The following is a 15,296-nucleotide window of genomic DNA, read 5'->3' as shown; positions in this document are numbered from 1 at the left end:
GTCTCCTGGGGAGTCAGAGGATGTCGGGGTCGTCGAGACGGACCCGGAGCCGGGGGGCCGGCCGGAAGCGGCCGGGCGTGGTCGGCGGGCGACGACGGCGCGTGGCGTTGCGGATCACGGCGGAGCGGAGGCGCGCGGCCACATCCGCACCGCGAGCGTAGTCGAACCGGACGATCGCCCGGACGGAGCCGTCCTCGAGCCCGACAGGACCGAGGACCTCGTGCCGGTCGTCCTCGTCGAGCGCGTCGAGCGCCTCCTCCACCGCGTGCGCGTCGCCGCTCACCGTGGCCAGGCGCACCGCGGGCGGGAAGCGCAGAGCGCGCCGCTCCTGGAGCTCGGCCCGGAGGTACTCGGCCTGCCGCCAGGTCGCCAGGGCGGTCGCGAGCCGGCCGCCGACCCCGACCAGGAGGACCGGCGCGCCCGGGCGGGCCAGCGCCGCGGCGTTCGACCAGGTGCGGAGCGCGTCGTCGGCGACCCGCAGGCTCTCGCGGGCCAGCATCCGCTCGCCGTCCAGCAGCAGGACGGCGTGGTAGCCGCCGTCGGCCCGCGGCTCCGCCCCGCGCGTAGCCACGACGAGCGCGGGCTCGTCGGGGAGGGTGAGCACGGGGCGCTGCCCGTCTGCGACGATCACCTTGGCACCCGGGAAGGCGCGTCCGAGCTCCTCCGCGGTGCGGCCCGCGCCGAGGGAGACGAGGCGCAGAGCCGTCGCCTCGCAGACGGAGCAGGTCCAGTCGGCCGCGATCAGGCCGCACCAGCCGCAGCTCGGCCGCCCGCCCTCGGAGTGCACGCCGAGCGGACCCTGGCAGCGGTTGCAGCGTGCGACGGTCCGGCAGCGGGCGCAGGCGACCACCGGCGCGTAGCCGGGGCGCGCGACCTGGACGAGCACGGGACCGGAGTCGAGGGCCTTCCGCGCCTCCCGCCAGGCGGAGGAGGGGATGCGCGCTGCCGCGTCGTGCTCGTCGGCCGCCCACTGCTGGGCGGTCGGCACGACGTGCGGGCGGCGGCTCGGCCGCGGCTCCACCTCGGTCGCGAAGCCGATCTCGACGAGCCGCTCGACCTCGACCGTGCGCGTGTTGCCGAGCAGGACGAGGCCGGCGCCGCTCTGCTCCTGCCGCACCAGGGCGACGTCGCGGGCGTGCGCGTAGGGCGCGAGCGGCTCGGCGAAGAGCGGATCGCCGTCGTCCCAGAGCGCGATCAGGCCGAGGGCGGAGGAGGGCGCGTAGAGGACGGAGCGGTTGCCGACGACGACCCGCGGCCCGGGATCGAGGCAGCGGACGAACGCGGAGTAGCGCTCGGCGCCCTTCTGCCGCGCATCGAGGCGCACCACCGCCTCCGCGGGGACGAGGGCGGCGAGAGCGAGCTCCAGCTGCTCCTGGTCGCGGTAGTCGGGGACGGCCAGGATCGCGTCGCGGCCCGCGGCGAGCGTGTCCCGGGCGAGCTCGGCGAGCGTGACGGCCCAGCCGCCGACCCACGCGCCCGAGTCGAGGCTCACCGGAGCCGGCACGGCGCCGACCGCCAGCCGGGCCCCTTCGGCGAGTCCCGCGAAGGAGGCGTCGGGGTAGCCCGTCACGCCGCCCGCCTCGACCGCGGGCGCCGCAGGAGCGGGACCCGCGGCGAGTCGCGCCTTCTCGACGCGGACGTGGCGGCGCGGCACGGCCAGGCGCAGCACGTCGCTCGCGCCCCCGGAGGCGCGGTCGGCCACCCGGCGGGCGAGGGCCCAGACCTCCGGGGTCAGCACGACGAGCGGCGAGACCAGCTCCTCGATGCCGCTGAGCGCTCCGGCGTGCTCGGTCCCCTCCCCCGTCTCGACGACGAACGCGTCGGCGATCCGGCCTCCGGTCCGCAACGGCACCCGCACGCGCACGCCGGGGACCACCTCGCCGCGCAGCGCCTCCGGCACCGCGTAGTCCAGGAGCCGGTCGAGCTGCGGGAGGGGCGAGTCCAGGAGCACGCGCGCGACGGCTCCGCTCGTCGCCATCGCCGCCGCGCCCGCTACGAGAGGCCCGCGGCGGAGCGCAGGTCGTCGACCCGGTCGAGGCGCTCCCAGGTGAAGTCGGGGAGCTCCCGGCCGAAGTGGCCGTAGGCCGCGGTCTGCGCGTAGATCGGGCGGAGCAGGTCGAGTGCGTGGATGATCGCGGCCGGGCGCAGGTCGAAGACCGAGCGGATCGCCTCGGTGATCGTCTCGTCGGAGACGGTGCCGGTGCCGAAGGTCTCGACGTAGAGGCCGACCGGGGCCGCCTTGCCGATGGCGTAGGCGACCTGCACCTCCAGCCGCGAGGCGAGCCCCGCGGCGACCGCGTTCTTGGCGACCCACCGCATGGCGTAGGCGGCCGAGCGGTCCACCTTCGACGGGTCCTTGCCCGAGAACGCGCCGCCGCCGTGGCGGGACGCTCCGCCGTAGGTGTCGACGATGATCTTGCGGCCGGTGAGCCCGGCGTCGCCCTGAGGCCCGCCGATCTCGAAGCGGCCGGTCGGGTTGATCAGCAGGCGCACGGCGGAGGAGTCGAGGTCGACCGTCTCGAGGACGGGGCGGATGACGTGCGCCGCGATGTCCGCGTGGATCGTCTCGGTGCTGACGTGCTCGGCGTGCTGGGTGGACAGGACGACGGTGTCGATGGTGGACGGCGTCGTGCCGTCGTAGCCGATGGTGACCTGGGTCTTGCCGTCGGGCCGGAGGTAGTCGAGCTCGCCCGACTTGCGGACGGCGGCCAGGCGCTCGGCGAGGCGGTGCGAGAGCCAGCTCGGCAGCGGCATGTACTCGGGGGTCTCGTCGGTCGCGAAGCCGAACATCAGGCCCTGGTCGCCCGCGCCCTGGCGGTCGAAGGCGTCCTCGCCCGCCTCGGAGGAGCGGACCTCGAGCGCCGTGTCGACGCCCGCCGCGATCTCGGGCGACTGCTGGCCGATCGAGACCGAGACGCCGCAGGAGCGGCCGTCGAAGCCCTTCTCCGAGGAGTCGTAGCCGATCTCGACGATCGTGTCGCGCACGATCTTGGGGATCTCGACGTAGCCGCTCGTGGAGACCTCGCCCGCGACGTGCACGAGCCCCGTCGTGACCAGCGTCTCGACGGCGACCCGGCTGTGCGGGTCCTCGCGGAGCAGGGCGTCGAGGATGCGGTCCGAGATCTGGTCGCAGATCTTGTCCGGGTGGCCCTCGGTGACGGACTCGGAGGTGAACAGGCGGAGGGGACCGGAGGTCATGCTTCTCTTCTCGTCCCGGCTCGTGCGGACCGGGGTCGTTCGTACCGGGAGTGGCCTGGCGGGCGCGATGCCGGGCGGCAGGCGATCGGCGCCTGGGCGGGCGGACCGGCGGGGCTAGCGCACGACCGCGTCCAGGACGCGATCGGCCACCTCCGCCTTGCTGCCCGAGGCCTCGCCAACTATATCGCCGGCCCGATCGAGGACCACGACGGCGTTGCTGTCGCTCTGGAAACCCTCGGCCCAGCCCACCCTGTTGAGGACGAGCAGGTCGCAGCCCTTCCGGGCGATCTTGGCGCGGCCGAGCGCGAGCATCGCGTCCCGGTCCGGCTCGGTCTCCGCGGCGAAGCCGACGACGATCTGCCCCTCCCGCCGGGAGGCGGAGATCTCGGCGAGGACGTCCGGGTTCTTGACGAGCTCGAGGACGAGACGGTCGCCCTGCTGCTCCTTCTTGATCTTCGCGTCGGCGACCGCGGCGGGCCGGTAGTCGGCGACGGCCGCGGCCATGATCACGACGTCCGCGCCGGGGGCCGCGGCGAGGGCGGCCTCGCGCAGCTCGAGCGCGGTGCCCACCGGGAGGACCGTGACGCCCTCCGGCGCCGGCACGTCGAGGTTCGCGGCGAGGAGGGTGACCTCCGCGCCCCGGGCCGCAGCGGCCAGCGCGAGCGCGACGCCCTGCCTGCCGCTGGAGCGGTTGCCGACGAAGCGCACCGGGTCGAGGGGCTCGCGGGTGCCGCCGGCGGTCACGAGGACGCGCACGCCCGCGAGGTCGCGGCGGGCGGAGGCGGAGCGGGCGTGGACGGCGAGGGCCTCCGCCACGATCGTCTCGGGCTCCTCCATGCGGCCGGGGCCCGAGTCGGCGCCGGTGAGGCGGCCGACCGCGGGGCCGACGACGTGCACGCCGCGGGAGCGGAGCACCGCCGTGTTCGCGACGGTGGCGGCGTTCGCCCACATCTCGGTGTGCATCGCGGGGGCGACCACGAGCGGGGCGGTGCTCGCGAGCACCGTGTTGCCGAGCAGGTCGTCGGCGAGGCCGGCGGCGAGCTTGGCGAGCGTGTGCGCCGTCGCGGGCGCGATCACGATGAGGTCGGCGGCCTGGCCGATGGCCACGTGCCGGACCTCGGCGACGCCCTCGTAGAGCTCGGTGTGCACCGGGTTCCGCGAGATGGCCTCGAGGGTGGGCTTGCCGACGAAGCGCAGCGCGGCCTCGGTCGCGACGACGTGCACGTCGTGCTCCGCGAGGACCAGCGCGCGGACGACTCCGACGGCCTTGTACGCGGCGATGCCGCCGGTGATGCCGACGACGACGTTGAGCCGTCGGCCGGCATCGAGAGAGGAGCCCACCCGGAGGGGACTACTCGGCGAGGGGCTTGGCGACGAGCTTGTCCTCGTTGATCTCGTGCAGTGCGACCGAGAGGGGCTTGTCGTCGATGGTGGAGTCGACCAGCGGGCCGACGTTGTCGAACAGGCTGCCCTCGTGGAGGTCGGCGTAGTAGTCGTTGATCTGGCGGGCGCGCTTGGAGGCGAAGATCACCAGCGCGTACTTGGAGTCGACCTTCGAGAGGAGCTCGTCGATGGGCGGGTCGATGATGCCGAGGTTGTTGGCCATGGGTGTCTCCTTGCAGGCGCATCAGCGCCGATCTGCGGCTCCGGAGCAACACGGCGCGCGGGCTCCGAGGGGCGTGTGCCCGATGGGGCCCGGGGCGTCGGCCCGGAGGTGGTCGGTGGCCCGGTGTCAGCGGCCCGGGTCAGCGGGCGCGCCGTCGGCACGAGGCGACATCAATTCTACGACCTCGCGGGCCGCTTCGGGCACGGTGCTGTTGACGACGGCGAAATCGAACTCGTCCTGCGCGGCCAGCTCCACCTTCGCGGTGGCCAGACGGCGCTCCTGCTCCTCCGCGCTCTCGGTGCCGCGGCCGACCAGCCGGCGGACCAGCTCGTCCCAGCTCGGCGGCAGGAGGAAGACCAGCCGCGCGTCCGGCATCCGCTCGCGCACCTGGCGGGCACCCTGGATGTCGATCTCGAGCATCACCTGCCGGCCCTGCTCCAGCGCGGCGTCGATGGGGCCGCGGGGCGTGCCGTAGCGGTGAGCGTTGTGGACGACGGCGTACTCGAGGAACTCCCCCGCCGCGACCATCCGGTCGAACTCGGCGTCGTCGACGAAGTAGTAGCTGACGCCGTCCTCCTCGCCCGGACGCGGGGCCCGGGTGGTGGCCGAGACCGAGAGCAGGACGTCCGGGTAGTTCTCGCGGATGTAGGTCGACACGGTGCCCTTGCCGACCGCGGTCGGACCGGCGAGGACGAGCAGGCGGTTGCGGCCGGGGCGGCGCTGCCGCGACTCCCGCTCCTCCAGGAACGACGCCAGGCCCTCGACCTGGCGCCGGCCGAGCCCGCCGAGGCGCTTCGACTCGGCGATCCGCAGCTGGTCCATCACCCGGGGCGTCTTCACCACGCCGAGCGCGGGCACGGCGCGGAGCAGCTCGCTGACGCGCATCCGCCCCTCGACTCCGAGCGGCTCGGCCTGGGCCGCCGCGAGCACGGCGGTCGCGGGGCGGCGTCCGGCGGCGACGGCCTTCTTGACGGCGGCGCGGGCACGGCGCGCCGCGATCGCGGCCTCGGAGGCGGCGCGCCGGTCGACCTCGGGCGGCGAGGGACGGCGCACGGCCTCCGGGCGCGAGGAGGCGCCGGGATCGGGGCTGACGGTTTCAGCGGACAAGGGTCTCCTGGATGTCGGTCGCGCGGCGGGTGATCTCGGCCGCGATCCCCGAGGGGCCGGCGCCGAGCACGCTGCGCGACTCGCTGACGATGGTGGCGGCGCTCAGCGCGCCGAACAGCCGCTGCGCGTCCGCGACGGCCGCGCCCTGGTGGCCGAAGCCGGGCGCGAGCACCGGGAGTGCGGGGTGCAGAGGTTCGTCGATGCCGATGCCGAAGTCGCCCAGGGCGACCGTGGCGCCGAGCACCACGCCGATCGAGCCGATCGACGCGCGAGCGTGAGCGTCGTTCCAGGATGCCACGTCCGCCACGACCGCGCGTGCCACGGTGGATCCCGCCCGGCCGCCGTCCTGCACGAGGGCGCGCTGCACGGGACGGGCCTCGGGGTTGGAGGTGGCTGCGAGGACGAACACGCCCTTGCCCGCCTCCTCGGCGAGGGTCAGCATCCCCTCGAGGGAGCCGAGCCCCTGGTAGGCCGCGGCGGTCATGGCGTCCGCCTCGAGCGGCGAGCCCGGCCGGAGCCACGCCTCGGCGTAAGCGGTGACGCTCGTGCCGATGTCGCCGCGCTTGACGTCGGCGATCACCAGCAGTCCGGCCTCGCGGGCGTCGGCGAGCACGCGCTCGAGCGCGGCGTAGCCCGCCGAGCCGTGCCGCTCGAAGAACGCGACCTGCGGCTTCACCACGCCCGCACGGCCGGCCGCCGCCTCGACGACCGTTCGGCCGAAGCTCTCGAGCCCGGCCGCGTCGTCGGCGAGGCCCCACGCGTCGAGCAGGTACGCGTGCGGGTCGATCCCGACGCAGAGCCGGCCATGCGCGGCGAACGCCGCCTCGAGGCGCGAGCCGAAGGAGGCGGTGCCCGCCGCGCCGCCGCTCACGCGGTGCGCTCCGCGCGGCGCAGGGCGTAGTCCTGCAGGCTCGTCACCTCGAAGGGCTCGTTCGCCGCGTCGAGCGAGGCGACCGCGGCCGCGAGCTGGGCGATCGTGGTGAACAGCGGCTTGTCCGCGGCGACCGCGGCGGCGCGGATCTCGTAGCCGTCGGCACGGGTCGCTCCTCCGCTGGGCGTGTTGATCACCACGTCGACCTCGTCGCGGGCGATCAGCTCGACGATGGAGGGCGCGTCGCCCTCGGCGGTCTCGCTGTACTTGCGGACCACGCGGGCCTGGATCCCGTTCCGGTTCAGCACCTCGGCCGTGCCCTCGGTCGCGAGGATGTCGAAGCCGAGCTGGCGCAGGCGCAGCGCGGGCAGGACGATCGAGCGCTTGTCGCGGTCGGCGACCGAGATGAAGACGGTCCCGCTCGCCGGCATGCCGCCGTACGCGGCGTCCTGGCTCTTCGCGAAGGCGCGCGGGAAGTCGCGGTCGATCCCCATGACCTCGCCGGTGGAGCGCATCTCGGGCCCGAGCAGCGAGTCGACGATCTGGCCCTCCTTGGTGCGGAAGCGCTTGAACGGCAGGACCGCCTCCTTCACCGCGATGGGAGAGTCCATCGGGACGTCGGAGCCGTCGCGCTCGGGCAGCAGGCCCTCGGCCTTCAGCGCGGCGATGGTCTCGCCCACCATCAGGCGCGACGCGGCCTTCGCGAGCGGGATGCCCAGCGCCTTCGACACGAACGGCACGGTGCGCGAGGCCCGGGGGTTCGCCTCGAGCACGTAGAGCACGCCCTGGCCGATCGCGAACTGGACGTTCAGCAGTCCCCGGACGCCGACGCCCTGCGCGATCGCGAGGGTCGCCTCCCGCACCTGGTCGATCTGGCGGCGGCCGAGCGTCACCGGCGGGAGCGTGCACGCCGAGTCGCCGGAGTGGATGCCGGCCTCCTCGATGTGCTCCATCACTCCTCCGATGTAGAGCTGCTCGCCGTCGAAGAGCGCGTCGACGTCGATCTCGATCGCGTCGTCGAGGAAGCGGTCCACCAGCAGCGGGTGCGCCTCGTCGATGATCCCCTCGCCGGCCATCCGCTCGAAGTAGTCCTCGAGCTGGGGCGTGCCGTAGACGATCTCCATGCCGCGCCCGCCGAGGACGAACGACGGACGGACGAGGACCGGGTAGCCGATCTCCACCGCGACCTCGCGGGCGCCGTCGAGGTCGGTCGCGGTGCCGTTGCGCGGAGCGAGAAGCCCCGCCTCGTCGAGGATCCGCGAGAACGCGCCGCGCTCCTCCGCGAGGTCGATGTTCGCGGGGGTGGTGCCGAGGATGGGCACGCCGGCCGCCTCGAGGCCCGCGGCGAGCCCGAGCGCCGTCTGGCCGCCCAGCTGCACGACGACGCCGACGAGCTCGCCGGACTGCGACTCCGCGTGGATGACCTCGAGCACGTCCTCGAGAGTCAGCGGCTCGAAGTAGAGGCGGTCCGAGGTGTCGTAGTCGGTCGAGACCGTCTCGGGGTTGCAGTTGATCATGATCGTCTCGAAGCCCGCGTCCGAGAGCGCGAACGAGGCGTGCACGCAGGAGTAGTCGAACTCGACCCCCTGGCCGATGCGGTTGGGACCGGAGCCCAGGATGACGACCTTGCGGCGGTCGGCGGCGACGACCTCCGTCTCCTCGTCGTACGAGGAGTAGTGGTACGGCGTGAGCGCCGGGAACTCGCCCGCGCAGGTGTCGACGGTCTTGTAGACCGGGCGCACGTCCAGCGCGTAGCGGGTGCGGCGGACCTCCGCCTCGTCGAGACCGCGGAGCTCGGCGATCTGCGCGTCCGAGAAGCCGTGGTCCTTCGCCAGGCGGAGGAGTCCGGCGTCGAGGCCGTCGTGCTCGCGCACCAGGTCGGCGATCTCGTTGATCAGCACGATCTGGTCGAGGAACCAGGGGTCGATCTTCGTGGACTCGAACGCCTGCTCGACCGTGGCTCCCAGGCGCAGCGCCTGCTGCACGGTGACGATGCGGCCGTCGGTCGGGGTCCTCGCGATCTCGAGGAGCTCCTCGACCGAGCGCTCCTGCGCGCCCCAGTGGAACGACGAGCCGCGCTTCTCGAGCGAGCGGAGCGCCTTCTGCAGGGCCTGCGCGTAGTTGCGGCCGATCGCCATCGCCTCGCCCACCGACTTCATGGTCGTGGTCAGCGTCTTGTCGGCGGCCGGGAACTTCTCGAACGCGAACCGCGGGACCTTCACGACCACGTAGTCCAGCGTCGGCTCGAAGCTCGCCGGCGTCACCTTGGTGATGTCGTTCGGGATCTCGTCCAGGCGGTAGCCGATGGCGAGCTTCGCGGCGATCTTGGCGATCGGGAAGCCGGTCGCCTTGGAGGCGAGGGCGGAGGAGCGGGAGACGCGCGGGTTCATCTCGATCACGATGATCCGGCCGTCCGCCGGGTCGATCGCGAACTGGATGTTGCAGCCGCCCGTGTCCACGCCCACGTCGCGGATGATCCGGATGCCGATGTCGCGCAGCTTCTGGTACTCGCGGTCGGTGAGGGTCAGCGCCGGTGCGACGGTGATCGAGTCGCCCGTGTGCACGCCGACGGGGTCGACGTTCTCGATCGAGCAGACGACGACCGTGTTGTCGGCCGTGTCGCGCATGAGCTCGAGCTCGTACTCCTTCCAGCCGAGGATCGACTCCTCCAGGAGAACCTCGGTGGTGGGGCTCTGGTGCAGGCCGTCGCCGACCATCCGCACCAGCTCCTCGCGGGTGTAGGCGAAGCCGGAGCCCAGGCCGCCCATGGTGAACGACGGGCGGATGACGAGGGGGTAGCCCAGGTCCTCGGCGTACTCGATCGCCTCGTCGACGGTGTGCGCGATGTAGGACTTCGCGACGTCGGCGCCCGCGTCCAGCACCAGCTGCTTGAAGATCTGGCGGTCCTCGCCGCGGTTGATCGCCTCGAAGCTCGCGCCGATGAGCTCGACGCCGTACTTCTCGAGGATCCCGAGGTCGTGCAGCTGGATGGCCGCGTTCAGGGCCGTCTGCCCGCCGAGGGTCGGCAGGATGGCGTCCGGCTTCTCCTTGGCGATGATCGCCTCGATCGCCTTGGGCGTGATCGGCTCCACGTAGGTGGCGTCGGCGAAGTCGGGATCGGTCATGATCGTCGCCGGGTTGGAGTTGACCAGGATCACGCGCACCCCCTCGGCGCGCAGCACGCGGCAGGCCTGGGTGCCGGAGTAGTCGAACTCGACGGCCTGTCCGATGACGATCGGGCCGGAGCCGATGACCAGGACGCTCTGGATGTCTTCCCTGCGCGGCATTACTTCTGCTCTCCGATGCTGCTGGTCGTGGGGATGTCGGTGGGCTCCGAGGCCCCGCGCCCGGCCGTGCGCTGCACGACCATCTCGCGGAAGCGGTCGAAGAGGTGGTTGGAGTCGTGCGGGCCGGCCGCCGCCTCCGGGTGGTACTGCACCGAGAAGGCGGGGATGTCGAGGCAGCGCAGGCCCTCCACGACCGAGTCGTTGAGGGAGTAGTGGCTGACCTCGACGCGGCCGAAGCCCTCGGGCGAGTCCAGCTCGCCCTCGATCGGCGCGTCCACGGCGAACCCGTGGTTCTGCGAGGTGATCTCCACGCGGCCGGTGAGCTTGTCGAGCACGGGCTGGTTGATCCCGCGGTGGCCGAACGGGAGCTTGTAGGTGCCGAAGCCGAGAGCGCGCCCGAGCAGCTGGTTGCCGAAGCAGATGCCGAAGAACGGCAGGTCGGCGCGCAGGGTGGTGCGCAGCAGCTCGACGTGGCGGTCCGAGGCCTCGGGGTCGCCGGGGCCGTTGGAGAAGAAGAGCGCGGACGGGTCGAGCGCGAGCACCTGCTCGGCGGTCACCGACTCGGGCAGCACGTGCACGTCGAAGCCGCGCTCCGCGAGGTAGTTGACCGTCGAGGTCTTCACCCCCAGGTCGATGACCGCGACCGAGCCGACGCGCTCGCCGCGGGCGGGCACCGTGTACTGCTCGTCGGTCGAGACCGAGGAGGACAGGTTGAGCCCCTGCATCTGCCGGCCGCCGAGGACCAGCGCGAGCTGCTCCTCCTCGGGGAGGGCGAGGTCCTCGCCGGAGAACACGCCGGCGCGCATCGAGCCGGCCGAGCGGATGTGGCGGGTGATCGCCCGGGTGTCGACGCCGGAGATCCCGACGATGCCGTCGGTCTCCAGGTCGTCGCCGAGGGAGCGCTGCGCGCGGAAGTTGGAGACGACGCGGGAGGGGTCGCGGACGACGTAGCCGGCGACCCAGATGCGGCGCGACTCCATGTCCTCGTCGTTGGTCCCGGTGTTGCCGATGTGAGGCGCGGTCTGCACGACGATCTGGCCGGCGTAGCTCGGGTCGGTCAGCGTCTCCTGGTAGCCGGTCATGCCGGTGGCGAAGACGATCTCGCCCAGGGTGCGGCCTCGGGCGCCGTAGGCCTGTCCCCGGAATCGTCGTCCGTCCTCGAGGACGAGGACGGCGGTGGGTTCGGTGCTGAGGCGTGTCGTTGGCACGGACTAGGAGCCCTTCTGGGTCGTGTCGGGGCCGCCGTCGGCGGCTCCGGGGTGGGAGGGGGAGGAACGGGGGCCGGCGAGGCGCTGCAGCTCGGCGACCAGGTGCGCCCGGAGGGCGGGCTCGGCCACGCGGAGGTAGCTGTCGACGGTCTCGTCGCCGCGGGGCGACCAGGAGATCACGAGCAGGCCGCCCTCCTCGACGACGCGGTCGATCACGTAGCTGCCCTGGCCCGCTCCGCGCAGGAGGGAGGCCGGGATCACCGTCTCGCGCTCGCCGACGGGGGCGATCACGACGCCGCGCTCGTGGAGGCGCAGCACCGCGTTGCCGCGGAAGCCGAGCCCCGGCAGCACGACGCGCTCGAGCGGCTGCTCGAAGCGGGTCGTGGCCACGTACGGGAGGTCGACGCGCTCGACCTCGGCGCCCAGCGAGGACGCGGGCACGGGCTCCGGCGCGAGGGCGGCCGAGCGGCGGCGCCGCGCGCGCCAGGAGAGCAGCATGCCGACGAAGACGAGGACGACGACCGCGGCGATGACGATCGTGATCGCGGCCCTATCCACGGGAGGCCTTCGCGGAGGCGGCGACGACCGCCGCGTCGACGAGCTCGCCGTCCAGCACGGTCGGGAAGCCCCGGTGGAGGGTGGCGACGACGCGGCCCGGCAGCTCGCGACCGAGGTACGGGGAGTTGCCGCTGCGGCCGCGCAGGTCCTCGACGGAGAAGCGGCGTCGCGCCTCCGGGTCGTAGAGCACGACGTTCGCGGCGGCCCCGACGGCGAGGCCGCGGTCGTAGCCGTCGAGCCGGCCGATGCGGGCGGGGGCGGAGGAGAGCACGCGCGCGACGTCGGACCAGCTCATCCGCCCGTCCTCGACGACGGCGGCGTGCACCACGCTCAGCGCGCTCTCGAGGCCGACCATGCCGAACGCCGCGGCGTCCCACTCGCAGTCCTTCGCCTCGACCGGGTGCGGCGCGTGGTCGGTGGCGACGATGTCGATGGTGCCGTCGGCGAGGGCCTCGCGGAGGGCGAGCACGTCCTCGTCGCGGCGCAGCGGCGGGTTCACCTTGAAGCGGGCGTCGTAGCTCGGCCCGTCCTGGCCGGCGACGGCCTGCTCGGTGAGGAGCAGGTGGTGGGGGGTGACCTCGGCGGTCACGTCGATCCCCCGGGCCTTCGCCCAGCGGATGACGTCGACCGAGCCCGCGGTCGAGACGTGGCAGACGTGCAGGCGGGAGCCCACGTGCTCGGCGAGGAGCACGTCGCGGGCGATGATCGCCTCCTCGGCCACGGCGGGCCAGCCCTGCAGGCCGAGGGCGCTGGAGACGGCGCCCTCGTTCATCTGCGCGCCCACGGTGAGCCGCGGCTCCTGCGCGTGCTGGGCGACGACCCCGTCGAACGCCTTGACGTACTCGAGAGCGCGGCGCATCAGCAGCGCGTCCGAGACGCACTTCCCGTCGTCCGAGAAGACCCGCACGGCCGCGCGGCTGCGGGCCATCGCGCCGAGCTCGGCGAGCGACTCCCCCGCCAGACCCACGGTCACCGCGCCGATCGGGCGGACCGTCGCGTAGCCGGCGTCCTCGCCCAGGCTCTGCACCTGCTCGACCACGCCCGCGGTGTCCTGCACCGGCGAGGTGTTCGCCATCGCGAAGACGGCGGTGAAGCCTCCGGCGGCCGCAGCTCGCGTGCCGGTGAGGATCGTCTCGCTCTGCTCGAACCCCGGCTCGCGCAGGTGGGTGTGCAGGTCGACCAGGCCGGGCAGCGCCAGCAGGCCGTCGGCGTCGATCACGCGGGCCCCGCGCGAGTCGAGGTCGGCGCCGATCTCGACGATCACGCCCCCGTCGATCAGCAGGTCGGCGGTCGACTCGTCGGCGAGCGTCGCTCCCGAGATCAGGATCCGCTCCGGCGCCGTGCTCTGAAGCGGCTGGGCAGTGCTCATCAGTGGACCTCCCGTTCGCCGGACAGCAGCAGGTAGAGCGCGGCCATCCGGACGGACACTCCGTTCGTGACCTGTTCGAGCACCGTGGAGCGGCTCGAATCGGCGGCCGCCGAGGAGATCTCGACGCCCCTGTTCATGGGTCCGGGGTGCATGACGATGGTATCGGGACCCAGCCGGGCGAGCCGCTCGTCGTCGAGGCCCCAGATCCGCGCGTACTCCCGGCCGTTGGGGAAGAACCCGCTCGACATCCGCTCGAGCTGGATGCGCAGGAGCATCACGACGTCGGGGAGCCCGGTGTCGATCGCCTCGTCCAGATCGAAGCGGATGGTCGCGGGCCAGTCGCGCGTGTCGACCGGCACGAGGGTCGGCGGTGCGACCAGGGTCACCTCGGCGCCCAGCGCCGTCAGCAGCCAGACGTTCGAGCGCGCCACCCGCGAGTGCAGGACGTCGCCCACGATCGTGACCGCGACGCCGTCGAGGCTCTTGCCGCGGGACGCGGAGGCGCCGTGCAGGCGCCGGCGGATGGTGAACGCGTCCAGGAGCGCCTGGGTCGGGTGCTCGTGGGTCCCGTCACCGGCGTTGAGGATCGACGCGTCGATCCAGCCGCTCGCCGCCAGAACCGCGGGGGCTCCGGAGGCGCTGTGGCGGATGACCACGCCGTCGGCGCCCATCGCGGCGAGCGTCTGCGCGGTGTCCTTCAGGCTCTCGCCCTTGGATACGCTGGAGCCCTTCGCGCTGAAGTTGATGACGTCGGCCGAGAGCCGCTTCGCCGCCGCCTCGAACGAGATCCGCGTGCGGGTGGAGTCCTCGAAGAAGAGATTGACCACGGTCTTCCCGCGCAGGGTCGGCAGCTTCTTGACCTCGCGGTTCTGCACGTCCGCCATGTCCTCGGAGATGTCGAGGAGTGCGATCGCGCTCGCGCGGTCGAGGTCCCGGGTCGAGAGCAGGTGCTTCACGGAGCCGTCTCCTCGCCGGTGGCCTGCGACTCGATCGCGACCAGGTCCTCACCGTCCGTCTCGACGAGCCGGACGTTGATCCGCTCGCTCAGGCTGCTCGGCAGGTTCTTGCCGACGAAGTCCGCCCGGATCGGGAGCTCGCGGTGTCCGCGGTCGACCAGCGCGGCCAGCCGCACGGCTCGCGGACGGCCGATGTCGCTGAGGGCGTCCAGGGCGGCGCGGATGGTGCGGCCCGAGAAGAGGACGTCGTCGACGAGGACCACGGTCCGGCCGTCGATGCTCGCGGGGACGGCGGTGCGCGCGGGGGTGCGGACCGGGTGCCGGGAGAGGTCGTCGCGGTACATGGTCACGTCGAGGGAGCCGGCGAAGACGGGGGGACCGTCCGGCTCGATCCGCGCGATCGTCTCGGCGATGCGCCTCGCGAGGGCGACGCCGCGCGTCGGGATGCCGAGGACGACCAGCGACTCGGGGCCGCGGTTCGACTCGAGGATCTCGTGGGCGATGCGCGTGAGCGCTCGCGTGATGTCAGCGCCGTTGAGCACGATTCGTGCCGTCACACCGACCTCCTTCCCCGCCTCACAGGACGGCTGTTAAAGGAAAAGCCGTGTCGAGTATAGGGGCCGTCGCGCGGCCCGCCGGACGGGCGCCCGGGAACGACCTCGGCCCGCCCGATCACGGGGATCCGGCGGGCCGAGCAGGTCTCCGGGGCGGGTCAGGCCGTCGTGCGGGACTCCGCGACGGAGGCGAGGAGCCCGTTGATGAAGCCCGCCGAGTCGTCGGTCGACAGCGACGTGGCGGCCTCGACGGCCTCCGAGATGGCGACGCCGTCGGGCACCGCGTCGTTGTGCAGGATCTCCCACACCCCGATCCGGAGGATCGCGCGGTCGACCAAGGGCATGCGCGAGAGGGTCCAGCCCTGGGCGAGCCGGGCGATCAGCTCGTCGATCTCGTCGGCGTGGTCGATGACCCCGTCGACGATCTCACGGGCGTAGAGCCACGAGGCCTCACGGGCCGGCTCGTTCGCCGCCCGCTCGGCCTCGGCGCGCAGCGACTGGGCGAAGCTGATCTGCCGGACGTCGGCGTTGTAGAGGATGTCGAGGGCGCGCTTGCGCGCCTTCGTGCGAGCACTCACGGGA

13 protein-coding genes are annotated in these 15,296 nt (G+C 73.2%); all 13 read right to left on the bottom strand.

Annotated elements, in window-relative coordinates:
• Positions 1 to 13: 13 nt before the first annotated feature.
• The 13 genes from GSU40_RS07370 to nusB all read right to left on the bottom strand — a co-directional run bounded on the left by GSU40_RS07370 (position 14) and on the right by nusB (position 15,292).
• Positions 14 to 1,978 carry a hypothetical protein gene (locus GSU40_RS07370; RefSeq protein WP_104329061.1) on the bottom strand — a complete coding sequence of 655 codons (1,965 nt, stop codon included), beginning with the start codon at positions 1,976 to 1,978 and terminating at the stop codon, positions 14 to 16.
• Between the two features lie 14 nt (positions 1,979 to 1,992).
• The gene (gene metK, locus GSU40_RS07365; protein ID WP_104221839.1) at positions 1,993 to 3,198 is read right to left on the bottom strand and encodes a methionine adenosyltransferase; all 1,206 of its coding nucleotides are present in this window, start codon (positions 3,196 to 3,198) and stop codon (positions 1,993 to 1,995) included.
• 114 nt (positions 3,199 to 3,312) lie between these two features.
• Positions 3,313 to 4,539, bottom strand: a complete 1,227-nt coding sequence (gene coaBC / locus GSU40_RS07360) for a bifunctional phosphopantothenoylcysteine decarboxylase/phosphopantothenate--cysteine ligase CoaBC (protein WP_160034274.1) — start codon at positions 4,537 to 4,539, stop codon at positions 3,313 to 3,315.
• 10 nt (positions 4,540 to 4,549) lie between these two features.
• Positions 4,550 to 4,804 (bottom strand): DNA-directed RNA polymerase subunit omega, encoded by a 255-nt coding sequence (gene rpoZ, locus GSU40_RS07355; RefSeq protein WP_104221835.1) that lies wholly within the window; start codon positions 4,802 to 4,804, stop codon positions 4,550 to 4,552.
• 126 nt (positions 4,805 to 4,930) lie between these two features.
• Complete coding sequence (gene gmk / locus GSU40_RS07350; protein ID WP_160036179.1) at positions 4,931 to 5,857, bottom strand: guanylate kinase; 927 nt, start codon at positions 5,855 to 5,857, stop codon at positions 4,931 to 4,933.
• 43 nt (positions 5,858 to 5,900) lie between these two features.
• Positions 5,901 to 6,782 carry an orotidine-5'-phosphate decarboxylase gene (gene pyrF, locus GSU40_RS07345; protein WP_160034272.1) on the bottom strand — a complete coding sequence of 294 codons (882 nt, stop codon included), beginning with the start codon at positions 6,780 to 6,782 and terminating at the stop codon, positions 5,901 to 5,903.
• Positions 6,779 to 10,069 carry a carbamoyl-phosphate synthase large subunit gene (gene carB / locus GSU40_RS07340; protein ID WP_104221829.1) on the bottom strand — a complete coding sequence of 1,097 codons (3,291 nt, stop codon included), beginning with the start codon at positions 10,067 to 10,069 and terminating at the stop codon, positions 6,779 to 6,781. The genes pyrF and carB overlap by 4 nt, the downstream gene beginning before the upstream one ends.
• Positions 10,069 to 11,277 (bottom strand): glutamine-hydrolyzing carbamoyl-phosphate synthase small subunit, encoded by a 1,209-nt coding sequence (carA, locus tag GSU40_RS07335; protein ID WP_104225321.1) that lies wholly within the window; start codon positions 11,275 to 11,277, stop codon positions 10,069 to 10,071. Before carA ends, carB begins: the two co-directional genes overlap by 1 nt.
• 3 nt (positions 11,278 to 11,280) lie before the next feature.
• On the bottom strand, positions 11,281 to 11,835 hold the full coding sequence (locus tag GSU40_RS07330; RefSeq protein WP_104255383.1) for a hypothetical protein: 555 nt from the start codon (positions 11,833 to 11,835) through the stop codon (positions 11,281 to 11,283).
• A complete protein-coding gene (locus GSU40_RS07325; protein WP_104224748.1) occupies positions 11,828 to 13,204 on the bottom strand; it encodes a dihydroorotase in 1,377 nt (458 codons plus the stop codon). Before GSU40_RS07325 ends, GSU40_RS07330 begins: the two co-directional genes overlap by 8 nt.
• Positions 13,204 to 14,160, bottom strand: coding sequence for an aspartate carbamoyltransferase catalytic subunit (locus tag GSU40_RS07320; RefSeq protein WP_160034270.1), 957 nt, complete (start codon positions 14,158 to 14,160; stop codon positions 13,204 to 13,206). The genes GSU40_RS07325 and GSU40_RS07320 overlap by 1 nt, the downstream gene beginning before the upstream one ends.
• Positions 14,157 to 14,717, bottom strand: coding sequence for a bifunctional pyr operon transcriptional regulator/uracil phosphoribosyltransferase PyrR (pyrR, locus tag GSU40_RS07315; RefSeq protein ID WP_104224750.1), 561 nt, complete (start codon positions 14,715 to 14,717; stop codon positions 14,157 to 14,159). The genes GSU40_RS07320 and pyrR overlap by 4 nt, the downstream gene beginning before the upstream one ends.
• Positions 14,718 to 14,872: 155 nt before the next feature.
• Positions 14,873 to 15,292 (bottom strand): transcription antitermination factor NusB, encoded by a 420-nt coding sequence (nusB, locus tag GSU40_RS07310; protein ID WP_104224751.1) that lies wholly within the window; start codon positions 15,290 to 15,292, stop codon positions 14,873 to 14,875.
• Positions 15,293 to 15,296 lie beyond the last annotated feature (4 nt).

Origin of the sequence: Rathayibacter sp. VKM Ac-2805 (assembly GCF_009834265.1) — a bacterium.
GTDB lineage: Bacteria > Actinomycetota > Actinomycetes > Actinomycetales > Microbacteriaceae > Rathayibacter.
Note: the sequence above shows the minus strand (reverse complement) of the source record. Positions and strands in the feature narration are given on the sequence as shown.

What these genes read in the sequence shown, in the direction of transcription:
- GSU40_RS07370 (WP_104329061.1), bottom strand. Translation starts at nt 1,978, where the DNA reads ATGGCGACGAGCGGAGCCGTCGCGCGCGTGCTCCTGGACTCGCCCCTC.
- metK (WP_104221839.1), bottom strand. Translation starts at nt 3,198, where the DNA reads ATGACCTCCGGTCCCCTCCGCCTGTTCACCTCCGAGTCCGTCACCGAG.
- rpoZ (WP_104221835.1), bottom strand. Translation starts at nt 4,804, where the DNA reads ATGGCCAACAACCTCGGCATCATCGACCCGCCCATCGACGAGCTCCTC.
- carB (WP_104221829.1), bottom strand. Translation starts at nt 10,069, where the DNA reads ATGCCGCGCAGGGAAGACATCCAGAGCGTCCTGGTCATCGGCTCCGGC.
- GSU40_RS07325 (WP_104224748.1), bottom strand. Translation starts at nt 13,204, where the DNA reads ATGAGCACTGCCCAGCCGCTTCAGAGCACGGCGCCGGAGCGGATCCTG.